Raw genomic sequence first — 17,203 nt, forward strand, 5'->3', positions numbered from 1 at the left:
AGGAGACGCCACATGAACGCCCCCCATCACGCCGGTGAAATCGACGCCGTGAGCGTAAAAAGCAAGAACGGCAAGAACGGCAAGAACGACACGATCCGCACGCTCGGCGCCACCGGCCAGCTCGCCGCGGAGCGCCAGCGCACCAGGGTTGCCGCGCTGCGCACCGCCTTGCACGCCGTACTCCCCCCGCGCTGCCTGCTGTTCGACGAAGAAGACACCCGGCCATACGAGTGCGACGGCCTGACCGCCTACCGCCAGTTGCCGCTGGCGGTGGCCCTGCCGGAAAACGAGGCGCAGGTGATCGCCGTGCTGCGCGCCTGCCGCGCACTGGGCGTGCCGATCGTGCCGCGCGGCGCGGGCACCGGCCTGTCCGGCGGCGCGATGCCGGTCGCCGAAGCCATCGTGCTGTCCACCGCGAAGATGAGCCGCATCGTCGCCATCGATGCGCAGGCCCGCACGGCCACCGTGCAGCCCGGCGTGCGCAACCTGGCGATTTCCGAAGCGGCCGCCGCCCACGCGCTGTACTACGCGCCCGATCCGTCGTCGCAGATCGCCTGCACCATCGGCGGCAATATCGCCGAGAATTCCGGCGGCGTGCATTGCCTGAAGTACGGCCTCACCCTGCACAACGTGCTGCGCGTGCGCATGGTGACCGCGGATGGCGAGATCGTCGAACTGGGCGGCTGCGCGCCCGACGCGCCCGGGCTGGACCTGCTGGCCGTGTTCATCGGTTCCGAGGGCATGCTGGGCGTGGTGACGGAAGCCACCGTGAAGCTGGTGCCGAAGCCGCCGCTGGCCCGGGTCATCATGGCCTCGTTCGACAGCGTGGTGCAGGGCGCGGACGCAGTGGCCGAGGTGATCTCGGCCGGCATCATCCCGGCCGGGCTGGAAATGATGGACCGCACCAGCGCGCGCATGGTCGAGCCGTTCGTGCGCGCCGGCTACGACACCGACGCGGCCGCGATCCTGCTGTGCGAATCGGATGGCCTGCCGGAAGAGGTGGAAGAAGAGATCGGCCGCATGAGCGCCGTGCTGGCGCGGTCCGGCGCCACCGCCATCGCCGTCTCGCGCGACGAAGCCGAGCGGCTGCGCTTCTGGTCCGGCCGCAAGAACGCGTTTCCCGCCGCCGGCCGCATCTCGCCCGACTACTACTGCATGGATGGCACCATCCCGCGCCGCAAGCTGGCCGAGGTGCTGACGGGGATCGATGCGCTGGCCGCCGAGTACGGGCTGCGCTGCGCCAACGTGTTCCACGCCGGCGACGGCAACCTGCATCCGCTGATCCTGTTCGACGCCAACGCGCCCGGCGAATTCTCCCGCGCCGAAGCCTTCGGCGAGGCGATCCTGGCGCTGTGCGTGGCGGCCGGCGGCACCATCACCGGCGAACATGGGGTGGGGATCGAGAAGCTCGATTCGATGTGCGAGCAATTCACCGTCGAGGAGATCGCCGCGTTCATCGCCGTCAAGGGCGCCTTCGATCCGGCGCGGCAACTCAATCCGGACAAGGCGATCCCCACGCTGGACCGCTGCGCGCAATACGGCCGGCGCAAGGTGGAAGCGGGCCTGTTCCGGTTCGCGCAAGCGCCGCTGGTCCGCCACGCCAAAGGAGAACAGGATGAATGACATGCTCGAGACCTTCCGCGCACGGGTGCTGCACGCCACGCGGGACAAGCTGCCGCTGCGTATCCGCGGGGGCGGCAGCAAGGACTGGTATGGCAGGCCGCCGGAAGGGGCGCTGCTGGAAACGGCGCTGCACCGCGGCATCACCAGCTACGAGCCGACCGAACTGGTCATCACTGCTCGCTGCGGCACGCCGCTGCGCGAGATCGAGGCCGCGCTGGCCGCGCAGGGGCAGATGCTGGCCTTCGAGCCGCCGCACTTCGGCGACGCCGCCACCGTCGGCGGGGTCGTGGCAAGCGGCCTGGCCGGGCCGCGCCGCCAGGCTGCCGGCGCGGTGCGCGACTTCGTGCTGGGCGCCACCTTGCTGAACGGGCAGGGCGAGGTGCTGCGCTTCGGCGGGCAGGTCATGAAGAACGTGGCGGGCTATGACGTGTCGCGCCTGCTGGCCGGATCGCTCGGCATGCTGGGACTGATCCTGGATGTCTCGCTGAAGGTGCTGCCCCGGCCGGCCATGGAAGCCAGCCTGCGCCTCGCGTGCGACGAGGAAGCCGCGCTGCGCCATGTGAATGCCTGGGCCGGCCAGCCCTTGCCCGTGTCGGCGACCGCCTGGCACGCCGGCGAGCTGACGGTGCGGCTGTCCGGCGCGGCCGCCGCGGTCGATGCCGCCGCACGCCGCATCGGTGGCGACGCATTGCCCGCAGCGGCCGCGGAGTCGTTCTGGCACGACGTGCGCGAGCAGCGCCACGGCTTCTTCACGGGCGAACCCGCCATGCCGCTGTGGCGGTTGTCGGTGCCAACCGTGGCGCCCCTGCTGGCGTCCGGCACGGAACAATTGATCGAATGGGGCGGCGGCCAGCGCTGGCTGCGCTCGAACGATGCGCCGGACAGCATCCGCGCGCTGGCGGCGCGGCTCGGCGGCCACGCCACGCTGTACCGCGGCGCGGCCCGGCACGACGTGTTCCATCCGCTGGCGCCCGCCGTCCACGCCATCCACCGCAACCTGAAGAACGCTTTCGACCCGGCCGGCATCTTCAACCCGGGCCGCATGTACGGAGACCTGTGACCATGCAAACCAATCTCGCTCCCCAATACCAGGGCACGCCGGAAGGGCAGGAAGCGGAAGCCATCCTGCGCAGCTGCGTTCACTGCGGCTTTTGCACGGCCACCTGTCCCACCTACCAGTTGCTGGGCGATGAACTCGACGGCCCGCGCGGGCGCATCTACCTGATCAAGCAGGTACTGGAAGGCACCCCCGCCGGGCCGGGCACGCAGCTGCACCTGGACCGCTGCCTCACGTGCCGCAACTGCGAAACCACCTGTCCCTCCGGCGTGGAGTACGGCCGGCTGCTCGATATCGGGCGCGGCATCGTCGAGCAGCAGGTGCCGCGGCCAGCCATGCAGCGCGCCGCCCGCACGCTGCTGCGCGAAGTGCTGCCGCGCGGGTGGATCTTCAAGCCGGCCATGAAGGCCGGGCAGTGGCTGCGGCCGGCGTTGCCCGCCGCGCTGCGCGCCAAGGTGGCGCGGCCGGCATCGCCTGGCCAGTGGCCGGCGGCGCGGCACGCGCGCACGATGCTCCTGCTCGACGGCTGCGTGCAGCCGGCCATGGCGCCGAACATCAATGCCGCCACCGCACGCGTGCTCGATGCCCTCGGGATCGGCTTGGCCGTCGCGCCGAAAGCCGGCTGCTGCGGCGCGATCCGCTACCACCTGAACGACCAGGCCGGCGGGCTGGACGACATGCGCCGCAATATCGACGCGTGGTGGCCGCTGGTGGAAGCGGGCGCCGAGGCGATCGTGATGACATCTTCCGGCTGCGGCGTCACCGTCAAGGAATACGGGCACCTGCTGCGCCACGACGCCGCCTATGCGGCCAAGGCGGCCCGCATCTCGGCGCTGACCAGGGATGTCAGCGAAGTCCTGTGCGACCTGCAGGCCGAACTGGTCGACAGGGTCGGCGAGCGCAACGCTGCCGGGCCGGGGCACAAGGTCGCGTTCCATCCGCCCTGCACCCTGCAGCACGGCCAGCAGATTCGCGGCAAGGTGGAAGGCTTGCTGCGCGCGATGGGTGTCGACGTGCGGCTGTGCGCCGACAGCCACCTGTGCTGCGGCTCGTCCGGCACCTACTCGCTGCTGCAGCCGGAACTGTCCACCCAGCTGCGCGACCGCAAGCTTGCGGCGCTGCAGGCCACGGGGGCCGGCGAGATCGTGTCTGCCAACATCGGCTGCCAGAGCCACCTGCAGGGCGGTACCGCCACGCCGGTCGGGCACTGGATCGAGTTGCTGGACCGCTTGCTGCGGCAGCCGCGGCAGGCGCGGCAGGAGCGGAAGCCGGCGGCGCAAGCCGCGGCCTGACATCGCCACGCGAATGACGGAGACCACCATGCAACCCCGCCCGTATCCGGCGACGCCGCCGTCCCACGTCTACCTGTTCGGCACCTGCGTCATCGACCTGTTCATGCCGCAGGCCGGCCTCGATGCCGTGCGGCTGCTCGAACGCGAAGGCGTCACGGTGCATTTCCCCCGTGGCCAGAGCTGCTGCGGCCAGCCCGCCTGGAGCAGCGGCAATCCGCAGCAGGCGCGCGACGTGGCGCTGGCGCAGATGGCGCTGTTCCCGCATGACTGGCCGATCGTGGTGCCGTCCGGCTCCTGCGCCGGCATGATGCGCCACCACTGGCCCGAACTGTTCGCCGGCGATGCGGACCTCGGCGCGCAGGCGCGCCGGCTATCGGGACGCATCTATGAACTGAGTGAATTCCTGCTGAACGTGCTGCACGTGCGCTACCCGGCCGGCCGGCTGGACGACGAGGACGTGGTGCTGCACACCTCGTGCGGCGCACGGCGCGAGATGGGAACGCGGGGGCATGGCGTGGCGCTGGTCGACGGCCTGCCGGGCGTGCGCCGGCTGGAACATGCGCGCGAATCCGAGTGCTGCGGCTTCGGGGGCACGTTCTGCCTGAAGCATCCCGATATTTCCGGCGCGATGGTGGCGGACAAGATCGCCGCCGCCTGCGCCACCGGCGTGCGGCGCGTCGTCTCCGCCGATTGTGGCTGCCTGCTCAACATCGGCCATGCGGCCCGGGCGAAAAACGCACCGCTGGAGGTGGAGCACATGGCCAGCTTCCTGTGGCGGCGCGCCAGTGGCATTGCGCCCGGCGGGGAGGGCGCATGATGAATCGACACGCATCCCATCGAAGCCAACCCCATGCACGCGAACCCCATGCACTTGAACCCCATGCACTTGAACCGGATTCCCGCGAGCGCATGCTGGGCCGCCTGCGCGCCGCCGCGCCGGTGCCTTCCGAGCACGATGCCTTCGCGCTGGATGATCGCATTGCCGCGCACTATGCGGCTGTTGAGCCGGACCCGGCGCAGGATCAACTGCCCGATGCGCTGGTGGAGGCGATGGAAGCCGCCCTGCGCGCTTCGCGTGCCGACGTGTGGCGTGCCACGGCCGATGAATGGCCGGCGCAGCTCGCCGGAAGGCTGGCACGGCATGGCGTCAGCCGGCTGCTGCTCGACCCCGCCAGCGCCGAGGGCGCGGCGCTGGCCGCCGCGCTGCCGGGGGACATCGAAGCGCTGCCGTTCCGGGCGCCGCTGGAAGAGTGGAAGGACGAGCTGTTCGCCACGGTCGATGCCGGTTTCACGGTGGCCCGGTCAGGTATCGCCGCCACCGGCACGCTGGTCCTGGCGCCGGATGCGGGCACGCCGCGCACCGTGTCGCTGGTGCCGCCGCTGCATGTGGCGCTGGTGTATGCCGATACGCTGCATGCCACGCTGTTCGACGCCGCTCGCGCCGAACGCTGGCGCGACGGCATGCCGGCCAACCTCGTGCTGGCCTCCGGGCCGTCGAAAACCTCGGACATCCAGCAGACCCTGGCCTTCGGCGCGCACGGGCCGCGCTGGATGTGGGTGGTGATCGTCACGCCAGGGAGGCAGCCATGAGCACGCAGGCCATGCATTTCGTGGCGCCGCAAGATTTCCATGCGCGCGCCCGCATTGCGCTGGACGATCCCAAGCTGCGCGCCAGCTTCCGCGGCGCGATGGACTTCCTTCAAGCCAAACGCGGCGCCCAGTTCCCCGATGCGCTGGAACTGGAACGCCTGCGCGACCTGGGCGAGGCGATCCGCCGGCATGCGCTGGCCAACCTGCCGGAACTGCTGCTGCGGCTGGAAGAGAAACTGACCGCCGCCGGCGTGCAGGTGCACTGGGCCGAAACGGGCGACGAAGCCAATGCGATCATTGCCCGCATCGCCGGGCGGCGCGGCGCGCGCAAGGTCATCAAGGGCAAGTCGATGGCCAGCGAGGAAATCGAGCTGAATCATTACCTGGCCGAGCGGGGCGTCGAGTGCATCGAATCGGACATGGGCGAATACATCGTGCAGATGGCCGGCGAAAAGCCGTCGCACATCGTCATGCCGGCGATCCACAAGACGCGCGAGGATATCGGTGCCCTGTTCGAACGGCACATTCCCGGCACGGCGTACAGCACGGACGTCGACACGCTGATCCAGACCGGCCGGCGCGCCTTGCGCGCCGCGTTTGCCGAGGCGGACATCGGCCTGTCCGGCGTGAACTTCGCCGCCGCCGATACCGGCACGCTGTGGCTGGTGGAAAACGAGGGCAATGGCCGGCTGTCGACTACCGTGCCGGACGTGCACATCGCCATCATGGGCATGGAAAAGGTGGTGGCGAAACTGGAGCACATCGTGCCCCTGGCCAGCCTGCTGACGCGCTCCGCCACCGGCCAGCCGATCACCACCTATTTCAACCTGATTTCCGGCCCGCGCCGCGCCGGCGAACGCGATGGCCCCCGTGAAATGCACCTGGTCCTGCTGGACAATGGCCGCACGCAGGCTTATGCGGACGAGCAGTTGCGCGCCACGCTGCAGTGCATCCGCTGCGGCGCATGCATGAATCACTGCCCCGTGTACGGGCGCATCGGCGGCCATGCCTACGGCACCACATATCCGGGGCCGATCGGCAAGATCATCTCGCCGCACCTGCTGGGGCTGGAGGCGACGGCCGACCTGGCCACCGCGTCCAGCCTGTGCGGCGCCTGCGGGGAAGTCTGCCCCGTGCGCATTCCCATCCCGGCCCTGCTGGTGCGCCTGCGCACCGAAGCGAACCGGGATCCGCGCGAGCGTGTGGCGCATCCGCTAAAGGGGCAGGGCGCGAAGTTCAGCCGTGGCGACAAGCTGGTGTGGCGCTTCTGGAGCGGCGCATTCTCGCACCCGTCGGTCTACGGACTGTTCCGGAAGGCGGCAACCCGCCTGCGCACGCTGACGCCCTCCGCGCAGCTGGGCTGGACGCAGCACCGCGCACCGCTGGAGCCGGCGCCGCGCAGCCTGGCCGACATGATGCGGGAACGGAACCAGCCTGAATGATTTCCGCTGGCGCCGGCTTCAGCGCAGGTGCGCCTCGATCCACTCGCGCGCCGCCTTGATCACCGGGAAGTCGTTGTGGTGCGTCGCCACTCGGTCCAGCTGCGCGATGGGAACCAGGTGCACGGCCTGGGTTTCCCAGCCCATGGCGGCAGGGGTGCCGCCGATACGGCGGGCGATGTAGTAGCGCGTATAGGTCAGCGTGCGGCGGCAGTCGGCAAGGAATGCGACCAGTTGCACCTGGAGGCCCGCTTCCTCGAAGGTTTCGCGGATCGCCGTGCAATGCAGGGTGGCGCCGGAATCGGTGCGTCCTTTCGGGAAGGTGGCGCTGTAGCCGCCGAAGCGGTTCGACGGGGCGACCAGCCATACGCGCCCGTCGTCCTCCACGATCACCGCGCCGGCCGCGGCGGACATGCCGGCCGGCGGCACGAACGGCGGCTCCTCGAGCAGGGCCCGGTCGGCCAGCGCCGCCCATCCCGCCGGGCTGTCCGGTACCGTGCTCCACGGCGCAAGCGGAATGCCGTTGATGGCATCCGGCAGGGCGCCGCCGGGGACTACCGTGGCGAGGCGGGCGCTTTCCTGCCATGCGGCGAGCGCGGTCGGCGTGGAAGGCATGCGGATGACGACGGGATTGCCAGCGTCATCGGGGCAGGGGTGCAGTTGTGGCATCGGATCGCGCGCTCGGGTAAAAGGTTTGTCCAAGCGCCAGATAGTAGCAAAAACGGTTAACTAGCGGAAAATTTTGCTGCCGAAAGCGAAAGTTGCCCGGAAAATGGGGCAGGCACATTGGAAGCACATGCATTCACCCCAACAGCGAAGGGCTGGGGTCGGACCCGCCGGGTCTGACCCCGGAATTTGCCCTTGGGGGTAGGCTTGATTTACCGGCATCAGAGTGCGATGTGCGCTGCCGGCCCCGACTATTCTTTCCGCGCCGGCCCCGCCGCCGCCTGCCCCTTGCCCGTGACCGCCCAGTAGATCCCGCCCATCAGGTGCCCCAGGTACTGCGGATCCCGGTACATCTCGCCGTTGTGCCCCAGCGTGGTGACGAACACGCGGCCCTTTTCCACCTGGTGGTGCCACGCGATGGGATGGTCTTTGCCCATGCCCTGGACGGACTGGCCGGGCCAGATCTTGGTCGGGTCGTAGCTGCTTTCGTCCACGCCCAGCACCGTGTCGATCTTCACGTTGTAGGGATTGGTGGTCACGTAGAACTCGTCGCTCCAGATCCACCGGTCGGGCAGCCCGAAGGTGGCCGGGAAAGCCTTGTCGACGACGGTGACGACACCGGTCTGCAGCATCGGATGGGGCCCCACGCTGCGGCCTACCAGCTTTTCGTACCACACCCACCCGTTCGGCGGCGTGATCGCCGCGCGGTGCACCACGACCGCGTTGCCGCCGCCGCGCATGTAGGCCTCGAAGTTGGCGCGCTGCGCCGCGTTCAGTTCCTCGCCCGGGGTGTTCAGGAACATCACCGCGCCATACTGTTTCAGGTCGCCGTCGAACACGGCGGGCTTGTTCGTGTACGTGAACTCGAACGAATGCAGCTTCGCCAGCCGTTCCAGGCTGTCGCGGGCGATCGGGATGTATTCATAGTGGTACTTGCCGGGCATCGCCAGCACCAGCAGCTTGAACTGGCTGTCGGCGTGGCTGGCGCCGGCGGCGAGCAGCGTGCAGGCGGCGGCAATGGTCGTCAATACGGATTTCATGAAAAAACCTTCAAGGGAGGATTCGCTGGGCAACTCACGGCGCCGGCACGCCTTCCGGCGCCCGGCCGCCACGTGGGACCAGCCAGCCGCCGTCGGCCAGCCAGTCGGACAGCCGGTCGGGCCAGTGCTGCAGCGAGATGCGCTCGCCGCGCTGGCCCACGTTGAATGCATGGTCGGTATCGGCATACAGGTGCAGCTCGGCGGAGACGCCGGCCGCCACCAGTTGCTGGTACAGCGCGATGGTCGGCGGCATGCAGCAGGTGTCGCGCGAGCCGGCCACCAGGAAGGCCGGCGGCGCGCCCTTGACGGCCTTCGCGGGCACGCCCAGCGGGCCGGGGTAGACCAGCACCTGGAAATCCGGCCGGGCGCTGGCGCGGTCGACGGCGTCGCGCGCCACGAAGCCGGGCGGTTCCGGATTGTCGGCCACCAGCGAAACCAGTTCGCCGCCCGCCGAAAAACCCATCACGCCGACGCGGGCCGGATCGACGCCGTATTCGGCCGCATGCGTGCGCACCCAGCGCACGGCGCGCCGCAGGTCGGCTGCGCCGTCGCCTTCGATCGTGTAGCCGGAATCGCCGTCGCGCGCCAGCCGGTACTTCAGCACGAACGCGGTGACGCCGGCGCGGTTCAGGTTCTTCGCCGCGGCCACGCCTTCGTTCTGGAACACCAGCATGCGGTGCCCGCCGCCGGGAACCACGATGACGGCCGCGCCGTTGGCATGGCGCGGATCGGCGCGCAGCACCGTCAGCGACGGGTTGTGCACGTTGCTGAAGTAGACGCCGTCCTTCACGGTTTCAGGCTCGCCGCGGCGTTGTTCGGCGCCCGGTGCGCCGTTCGGCCACAAGGGGAAAGAGCCCTGCTGGGCCAGCGCGCCGGTGCACGCGAAGGCCAGCAGGAGGGCAGGGAAGCGCTTCAGTGGCATGGCTCAGATCCGCGTCGAGTACAGGCTGTGGTGCGTGAGGATGTACAGCGTGCGCCTGTCCGCGCCGCCGAAGATAAGCTGCAGCGGGCGTTCCGGCACGTCGATGCGGCCGGTCTGTTTGCCATCCTTCCCGTAGATGAAGACCTGGCCGTTCGCCACGTATACATTGCCGGCGCCATCCACCGCCGCGCTCTCGCCACCGCGGTCGGCCACCTGCTTCAGGTCCGTCAGCGCGCCACCGGCGCCCAGCACGCCGCTGAACGTGCGGTTCTCGGAACCGTTCGTGAACACCACCCGTTCACCGATCCGGCCGCTGACGAAGCCATGCGTGTTGAGCGCATCCGACCAGCGCCAGCCCAGGTGGTCCGGCGGACCCTGGCGCAGCACGCGGTAGGCCGGCAGGGCCAGCGAACCGTCCGGCGACACGTACTCCTGCGCCTTCGGGAGGGCAACGTCGCGCGCGAACATCTCGGCCAGCGTGGTGAACTCGTACGTCTCCGGATCCAGCTGGTCGCGGAATTCGCCGTTCTGCCAGAAATTGACGGGCACCGCCACGCGGGCCTTCGACCCGGCTTTTACCTGCGTCGGCTTGAGCATCGTGACCTCGGTACCCGGCGTTCCCGGCTTGAACGCATAGACGGATGCCTGCGGGCCGAACGACGATTGCACGATCACGTTGCCGCTGGCGTCGATCGCCAGGTTGACCGGGTCGAGCGGGGCGTCGCGCACCACTTCCAGGCCCCGTTCCGGGCTGTAGGCATGGATGCGGCGCCAGTGGCGGTCGACGAAGTACAGCTTGCCCGCCGCATCGACGGCCGCGCCGGCGATCGACCAGAAGCCCGTTTCCAGCTTCTCGACCTTGCCCTGTGCCGGCGGCGCATCCTTCTGGCGGCCCGTGTAGTCGAACACGGCGAATTCGCGCTCGCGCACCTCGAGCCGGTTCGTCACGTCGCGGATGGCGTTCTCGTACGGGTATTTGGAAGCGCGCAGGTACGTCGTGCAGCCGTTGTCGTCGCAAGTGGAAAAGCCGCTCTCGCCGTTCACGTGCACGTTGCGGAAGCGGATGTCGGACGAGTTGGCGATCGTTACCGCGGCCGGCATGGGCTTCAGCGACCGCGTCACGCGGTAGCCATGGTAGTTGGCGAACAGGATGTTCTTCGAGTTGCGGATTTCCAGCGACACGGCATCCATGCCGTCGCGTACTTCCTCCTCGGTCTGCGGCGCGAGGAATTCCCAGTTTTCCACGCCATCGAGCACGATCTCGGCGCGCACATGGTGCTCGGCCGACAGTTCGTACACATGGCCCGGCGTCTTCGTGTTGGACACATGGAAGCCGGACTGTGCGTAGCCGCTGGGCGACCAGATGCCGGAGAACGTGCCGCCGCCACCGTCGGTCACCCACACGCTGGGATACTGGCGGTCCCAGTGGGCCGTGGTGTCGAACCTGGCGTCCTTCTTGTACGGGTCGGCGCGGCTGCCATCGTACAGGCGGGTGCCGTGGCCACCCTGGATGCGCACGTCGTCGACCAGCGACTGTTCGCCGGCGCGCCACAGCAGTGCCACGGCGCGCGGGTTCACTTCGCCCGTCGCCAGGCCGATGCCGGACACGATGGCGTCGCCGCCGCGCGCGCTTTCCAGCAGTGCCCTGGGCGCATCGACGCCCTGGTACTTCGGCGAGCCGTTCGGGATCAGCAGCTGCGTCAGGCCCGGGTGCAGGCCCACCAGCACGGTGTCCGGCTTCAGGCGGATCGTGTCGTTGACCACGTAGAAGCCCAGCGGCAGGTACACCACGCGGTGCGTGTCGATGGCTTTCTGGAGCGCCGCGGTATCGTCGGTGGTGCCGTTGCCGGCGGCGCCCAGGGTCTTCGCGTTCACCCATTCCTTCGATGGTGGCAGCAGGCGCAGTGCCCGGTTGCGCGCCGGAGCGGCGGCGGGCAGCGTCGACGTCTTGTAGTTGGTCGCGAACTTGCCCGGTTCGCCCAGCTTGTCCAGCGTCAGCCCGTAGTTGAATTCATCGATGCGGTAGTCGCGGCCCTTGCCGTCCAGCGCCTTGCCGCTGTCGCGGAAGCGGGCGAACACGGGCACGTTGCGGGCCATGGCGTTTTCAAAGCCGACCTGCGTGTAGACGTTGTTCTCGTTGCTGACGATGAGCGCGGCCTTCGAGACGTTCTCGAAGCGCACGTCCTTGCCCCACAGCCAGTCGCCATACCCGCGGTCGATCTCGACGCCGACCGGCGTGTTGCGGATGTCGACGTTGACCATCGTCAGGCCGGCCTCGTGCTCGCGGATCGCCGCGTCGCGCTGGCCTTCGAAGGTGGAATCGAGCAGCGTGAACTGCCATGCCGGCGAGGTCTTCTCGGCCAGGATGCCGTAGCGGCCGCCGTAGAAGCGCAGGTTGTAGGCGACATTGCCGACGTGGTAGACGCCGGCCAGGCCGGAACCGATGTGGAAGTCGATGTGCGACAGGTTCGAGTGCTGCGCCGTGTGCATGCGCACCGCCGCGGCGGCCGGGTTGCCGTCGCCGATCTCGAAGTCCACGTTCGACAGCGCCGAATAGAAGGTCGACGAATTGGCGTCGCGCACCGGCTTGTTCTTCGGATCGAACGGCACCGCGCTCGGCACCGGCATCGGCACCTTGCCGACCCGGTACTGGTCGCCGCCGGTGAAGATCACCATGTTCGCCACGCCCTTCTGGAAGCCGGGCGTCTTCGGTGCCAGCACCAAGACCGGGCGGGTGGGGCCCACGCCATACAGGCGCACCGCCAGCGGGATCGTCAGCGTGCGCGTCAGCCGGTAGCGCCCGGACGGCAGGAAGACCACGCCGCCCTGTTCGTCGTTGGACGCCTTGTCGAGCGCCGCCTGGATCGCCGCGGTGTCATCGGTGGTGCCGTCGCCCTTGGCCTTGGCGATGACGGCACGCCCATCCTCGGGCATGGTCTGGTAAGCGGAAGTGGAAGCCGCCTGCGCCGCCGATACCGCCAGGGTGGCGGCCAGGGTGGCGGCCTGTAAGAGCTGGGTGTTCAATGCCTGTCTCCTTTTTATAGTGCCATTCAGATCTCAACCCCGATGCAAAATCCAGGGTCAGACCCGGCGGGTCTGACCCTGGGCTCTGCCGTTGGGGTATGCCTTCGATACGGCGAGGCCGATATTGCTCGGTTCGGCTTCCTGGTGCCGGCCACCGGTTCTCCTGCGCGGACGTCAACCGTTGTTAGCGAAAACCGGTGTCCGACACCAGCGACATCATGCTTGCTGTCGTCATTCCATCAACCCACCGCCGCCGACAGCAGCAGCACGAACAGCAGCCCGAAGGTGCCGACCAGCGTTTCCATCAGCGTCCACGAGCGGAACGTGTCGCGCAGCGACAGCCCGAAATATTCCTTGAACATCCAGAAGCCGGAATCGTTGACGTGGCTGCACATCAGGCTGCCGGCGCCGACGGCCAGGACCATCAGGTTCGGGTCCACGCCGGTGCTCTGCACCAGCGGTTCGACGATGCCGGCCGCCGTTACGCCCGCCACCGTGGCGGAGCCGAGGCAGATGCGGATCAGCGTGGCCACCAGCCAGCCCAGCACCAGCGGCGGCACCGGCGTGTCGGCCAGCAGGGCGCCCAGCTGCGCGCCGACGCCGGTCTCCACCAGCACCTGCTTGAGCGCACCGGCGCCGGCGATGATCAGCAGGATCGGGGCGATCTCCCGCATCGCCTCGGCCGGCCCCTGCATCACCCGCGCCAGGTTCCAGCCGCGCGCCAGCCCGAGCGTGACGATGGCGACGGCATACGACAGCAGCATCACGATCAGCGGGTTCGACAGCACCGCCAGCGCCGGCGCCAGCGCCGGCTGCGCCATCGTCAGCAGCGTCGTCGCGCCCAGCAGCACCACCGGCAGCAGCGCCGTGGCGAAGCTGTTGAAGACGCCGGGCAGCTCGCTTTCCGGCACCTCGGCGCTGCGGAAGATCTGCGCCGGTTCGCCGCGGATGTGCTTCAGCGTGGTGGCGAACACGGGGCCGGACAGGATCAGCGTGGGAATCGCCACGATCAATCCGTACAGCAGCGTGGTGCCCATGTCCGCATGCACCGCCGCCACCAGCGCCACCGGCGAAGGATGCGGCGGCAGGAAACCATGCGCGATCGACAGGCCCGCCAGCACCGGGATCGCCAGCGCCACCGCCGGCCGCCCCGACTGGTACACCAGCGAGAAGATCAGCGGCACCAGCAGCACGAAGCCGACGTTGTAGTACAGCGGGATGCCGACCACGAAGCCGGTGATCGTCAGCGCCGCCGGCAGCCGGCGCGGCCCCAGCGATGCGATCAGGCAGGTGGCGATGCGCCGCGCGGCGCCGCTGTCGGCGATCAGCTTGCCGAACACGGCGCCCAGGCAGATGATCACCACCAGGGAGCCGAGCAGGTCGCCGATGCCCTTTTCGATCATCGCCGGGATGCGCGCCGGCGGCACGCCCAGCAGCAGGGCGGCGGTGAGCGCCGCCACCACGAACGCCAGCAGCGGCTGCACCTTGCCCCAGGCGATCAGCACCGTCAGCAGGCCGACCGCGAACAGCACGGAGAGCAGGTTCCACACTGTGACGGTACCCGTCAGTACGTGCCGCGCAGGCCGATGCGGTAGGTGCGGCCGACCACGTCATACAGCGTGGGGTTGATCGCGAAGCTGGCGTTGGCCTGCGGCGCCGGTTCCGGATCGCGGTCGGCCAGGTTGTCGATCTTGAAGTACGCCTGCAGCTGCTTGGTGAAGTTGTAGCTGCCGCCGAAGTCGACGTAGGTCGCGCCCTTCATCTTGTTGTCGAAGATGGTCGGATGGATGATCGTCGAGGTCGGGCAGTTGGTCTGGCATTCGATGAACTCGTTGTTGTACACGCCATCGGAGAACCAGCGCTCGCTGAGCGTGAAGCTCATCTTGTCGTTTTCCCAGGTCTGCTGCGCCAGCAGCTTCCATTTCGGCGTGCCGCCCAGGTTGACGCCCGCGCCCTCGGCCGGAATGGTGCCGACCACGCCGGTGTTGGTGATGAAGTTCAGCGTGCGCGTGGCCAGGCCGCGCACCGTGAAGCGGCCCGGCAGGTTCAGCTTCGCGAGGCTGGTGCGGTAGGCCGCTTCCACGTCCACGCCCTTGGTTTCCAGCGATGCCAGGTTGAAGTTCTGCAGCGTGACCGAGTTGTTGCCCGGGCTGTTCAGCACGAGCGCGCCGCAGATTTCCTGGTTGCCGGCCACGCACAGGTCCACTTCCTGCTGCGCGGTCAGTGCCGAGATCACGTCCGTCACCTTGATGTCGAAGTAGTCCACCGACGCCGAGAAGCCGGGCGCCCACGACGGTTGCGACAGGATGATGCCGAATGAGCTGTTGCGCGCCACTTCCGGCCGCAGGTTGGTGTTGCCCACGGTGCGCTGCTGCACGGAGATCGTGTCGCCCTGGTACTGCACCACGTTGTTGATGACCACCGGCGCCGCGAACAGCTCCGAGAGGTTGGGCGCGCGCACATCCTTCGACGTGACGGCGCGCAGCCGCAGGCCGTCGACCGGGGTCTGCCAGGTAGCGCCGGCCTTCCAGGTGTTCACGCTGCCCGCCGTGCTGTACTTCATCGGGCGATCGGCCAGGTTCAGGTTGATCTCGCCCCAGCGGTCCGATTTCAGCAGTGGCATGTTCAGTTCCAGGTAGGCTTCGCGCACGCTGTAGCTGCCGTCGCCGTTGTGGTAATTGCCCGCATACCAGTTGTTGCCGACGGTACTGTTCAGGATCGGGTCGGCCGGGTACCGCGCGCTGCTCGGCGACAGGTCGTCGACACCGGCGCCATACGGATCGCCGCGCACCTGGTACTTCTCGCGGCGGTACTCGGCGCCGAACGCCATCAGCACCGGCCCGGCCCAGCCCTCGAAGGCTTCGCCGTTCATGTTCAGGCTGGCCACGTCCTGGCTTTGCGTGGTGTGCTGGCGCGGGCCGTTCAGCGGCGCGATGTAGGCCCATGCACCCGGCGAGATCGGGTTGTTGCCGATGATGTTGACGGGTATGCACCCGGATGCCGCGGCCACCGGGTTGCGGCAGGCGATGCTGCCGTTCGGCAGGCGCACGGCGTCGATCGCCGCGTTGTAGCGCGCGTTCAGCGTGATGTCGTGGACGTTGATGGTGGTGGTGTTTTCGCCGCGCGTCACGTAGGCGTCGTACGACCATTCCTTGCCGAACAGCGGCACCTTGCCGTCCGCGCCGACCACGAAGCGGCGCTGGGTACGGGTCGGGTGCACGTTGATGTTGGCCGGGAAGTTGGCGTTCGCCGTGCCGTACTGGAAACTGGTGATGTTGTTTGCGGCGCAGGCGGCCTGGATCGATGCGGGCACGAACGGGTTGTCGCACTGGATCGTCAGGTTGGCGTTCTTGGCCGCGCCGGGATTGGGCGAGAAGTGCGACTTGACCTGCGCCCAGTTGGCCGTGAAGTAGATCTCGTTGTCCGCATCGAGGTCCCAGGAAACGCGCGTGTACGCCACCTTGCGCTTCAGGTCCATCGCCAGGTTGGTGCCGGCGCCCACGCTGCCGGACAGGTCGCCGCCGATGCAGAACGGGTTGACGCAATTGGTCACGGCGCCGGTACCGGTCGGCACGCCGCCCGAACCGTACTGGAAGCGGTAGGGCGCGCCGCCTTCGCCGAACGCGGTGCCCTGCAGCGGGCCGTTGGTGATCAGGCCGTACTTCGCGTACTGGTACTGCTGCGCGTGGTGGATCACCGTGTACTGCGGGCGGCCATCGGTGGTCTGGGCCAGCGGGCGGATCTGGTAGGCCGAGTTCTGGAACCACGTGCGCCCGTTCGGCCCGACTTCGCCGAAGCCCGGCGAGTCGATGCCGTTTTCCTTCATGAATTCGCCGGACAGCGTGACGTGCAGGCGGTCGTCCATGAAGCTCTTGCCCCACGCGGCCTGCAGCGTGCCATGTTCGTCGTCGTGGTATTTCGTCTGGCCGCCCTCGACGTTGAACTTGAAGCCCTTGAACTTCTTGTCGGTGATGAAGTTGACGGCACCGCCGATCGCGTCCGAACCGTACGAGGCGGAGGCACCGCCCGTCACCACGTCCACGCGCTTGACCAGCAGCTGCGGGAACTGCGAGACGTCGGTCACGCCGGTGACGTTGGCGCCGACCACGCGCTGGCCGTCGAGCAGGGTCAGCGTCCGGATCGTGCCCAGGCCGCGCAGGCTCAGGGACGACAGGCCCTGGATGCCGCTGCTGGTGCTGTTGGTGCTGGTGGTGCGGCCCGTGCTGCCCTGCAGGGCGGGCAGTTCGGCCAGCGTGTTGAACAGGTTGGGCTTGGCCGCCCGTTCCAGGTCCGCCGTGGACAGGCTGGTGGTCGGCGTGGGCTGCGAGAAGCCGCGCGCGGCGATGCGGGTGCCGGACACCTGCACCACCTGGGTCGGCGTGCCGGCCGGGGGCCGCCTTGCTCGGTTCCTGGCGCCGTGCTCTGGCCCGAGGTTTGTGCCGCGGTGGCCGGCGCAACGTCCTGCTGCGCGGCAGCGGTGCCTTCCTGTGCCGGCTCGGGCGTAGCCGCAGCCGCCTCGCCTGCAGGGGATGCGGGAGTGGCGGGAGTGG

General features: G+C 68.7%; 12 protein-coding genes. 6 read left to right on the plus strand and 6 right to left on the minus strand.

The genetic code is table 11. The annotated features are described in order from the left end of the window. Positions 1 to 12 precede the first annotated feature (12 nt). The 6 genes from OU994_RS14040 (at position 13) to OU994_RS14065 (ending at position 7,004) form a co-directional block, all read left to right on the plus strand. Complete coding sequence (locus tag OU994_RS14040) at positions 13 to 1,623, plus strand: FAD-linked oxidase C-terminal domain-containing protein (protein ID WP_281611257.1); 1,611 nt, start codon at positions 13 to 15, stop codon at positions 1,621 to 1,623. Next, a complete protein-coding gene (gene glcE, locus OU994_RS14045) occupies positions 1,616 to 2,683 on the plus strand; it encodes a glycolate oxidase subunit GlcE (protein ID WP_281611258.1) in 1,068 nt (355 codons plus the stop codon). The genes OU994_RS14040 and glcE overlap by 8 nt, the downstream gene beginning before the upstream one ends. A 2-nt stretch (positions 2,684 to 2,685) precedes the next feature. Next, the gene (glcF, locus tag OU994_RS14050; RefSeq protein ID WP_281611259.1) at positions 2,686 to 3,972 is read left to right on the plus strand and encodes a glycolate oxidase subunit GlcF; all 1,287 of its coding nucleotides are present in this window, start codon (positions 2,686 to 2,688) and stop codon (positions 3,970 to 3,972) included. Between the two features lie 28 nt (positions 3,973 to 4,000). Then, a complete protein-coding gene (locus OU994_RS14055; protein WP_281611260.1) occupies positions 4,001 to 4,789 on the plus strand; it encodes a (Fe-S)-binding protein in 789 nt (262 codons plus the stop codon). A gap of 92 nt (positions 4,790 to 4,881) precedes the next feature. Next, entirely contained in the window at positions 4,882 to 5,562 is a 681-nt protein-coding gene (locus OU994_RS14060; RefSeq protein ID WP_281611261.1) for a lactate utilization protein, read from the plus strand. Then, positions 5,559 to 7,004: a LutB/LldF family L-lactate oxidation iron-sulfur protein gene (locus tag OU994_RS14065; protein WP_281611262.1), complete on the plus strand. Its 1,446-nt coding sequence runs from the start codon at positions 5,559 to 5,561 to the stop codon at positions 7,002 to 7,004. The genes OU994_RS14060 and OU994_RS14065 overlap by 4 nt, the downstream gene beginning before the upstream one ends. Positions 7,005 to 7,022: 18 nt before the next feature. On the opposite strand, the gene OU994_RS14070 is transcribed toward OU994_RS14065, so the two are convergent. The 6 genes from OU994_RS14070 to OU994_RS14095 all read right to left on the minus strand — a co-directional run bounded on the left by OU994_RS14070 (position 7,023) and on the right by OU994_RS14095 (position 17,013). Next, positions 7,023 to 7,670, minus strand: a complete 648-nt coding sequence (locus tag OU994_RS14070; protein ID WP_281611263.1) for an NUDIX domain-containing protein — start codon at positions 7,668 to 7,670, stop codon at positions 7,023 to 7,025. A gap of 248 nt (positions 7,671 to 7,918) precedes the next feature. After that, a complete protein-coding gene (locus OU994_RS14075) occupies positions 7,919 to 8,707 on the minus strand; it encodes a ThuA domain-containing protein (protein ID WP_281611264.1) in 789 nt (262 codons plus the stop codon). Between the two features lie 34 nt (positions 8,708 to 8,741). Then, complete coding sequence (locus OU994_RS14080; RefSeq protein WP_281611265.1) at positions 8,742 to 9,629, minus strand: alpha/beta hydrolase; 888 nt, start codon at positions 9,627 to 9,629, stop codon at positions 8,742 to 8,744. A gap of 3 nt (positions 9,630 to 9,632) precedes the next feature. Continuing rightward, positions 9,633 to 12,653, minus strand: coding sequence for a glycosyl hydrolase family 28-related protein (locus tag OU994_RS14085; RefSeq protein ID WP_281611266.1), 3,021 nt, complete (start codon positions 12,651 to 12,653; stop codon positions 9,633 to 9,635). A gap of 239 nt (positions 12,654 to 12,892) precedes the next feature. Beyond that, on the minus strand, positions 12,893 to 14,203 hold the full coding sequence (locus OU994_RS14090) for a gluconate:H+ symporter (protein WP_281611267.1): 1,311 nt from the start codon (positions 14,201 to 14,203) through the stop codon (positions 12,893 to 12,895). Between the two features lie 14 nt (positions 14,204 to 14,217). Then, positions 14,218 to 17,013, minus strand: coding sequence for a TonB-dependent siderophore receptor (locus OU994_RS14095; protein WP_281611268.1), 2,796 nt, complete (start codon positions 17,011 to 17,013; stop codon positions 14,218 to 14,220). Positions 17,014 to 17,203: the final 190 nt, after the last annotated feature.

The organism is Pseudoduganella sp. SL102, from assembly GCF_027856995.1.
Taxonomy (GTDB): Bacteria; Pseudomonadota; Gammaproteobacteria; order Burkholderiales; family Burkholderiaceae_D; genus Rugamonas; species Rugamonas albidiflava.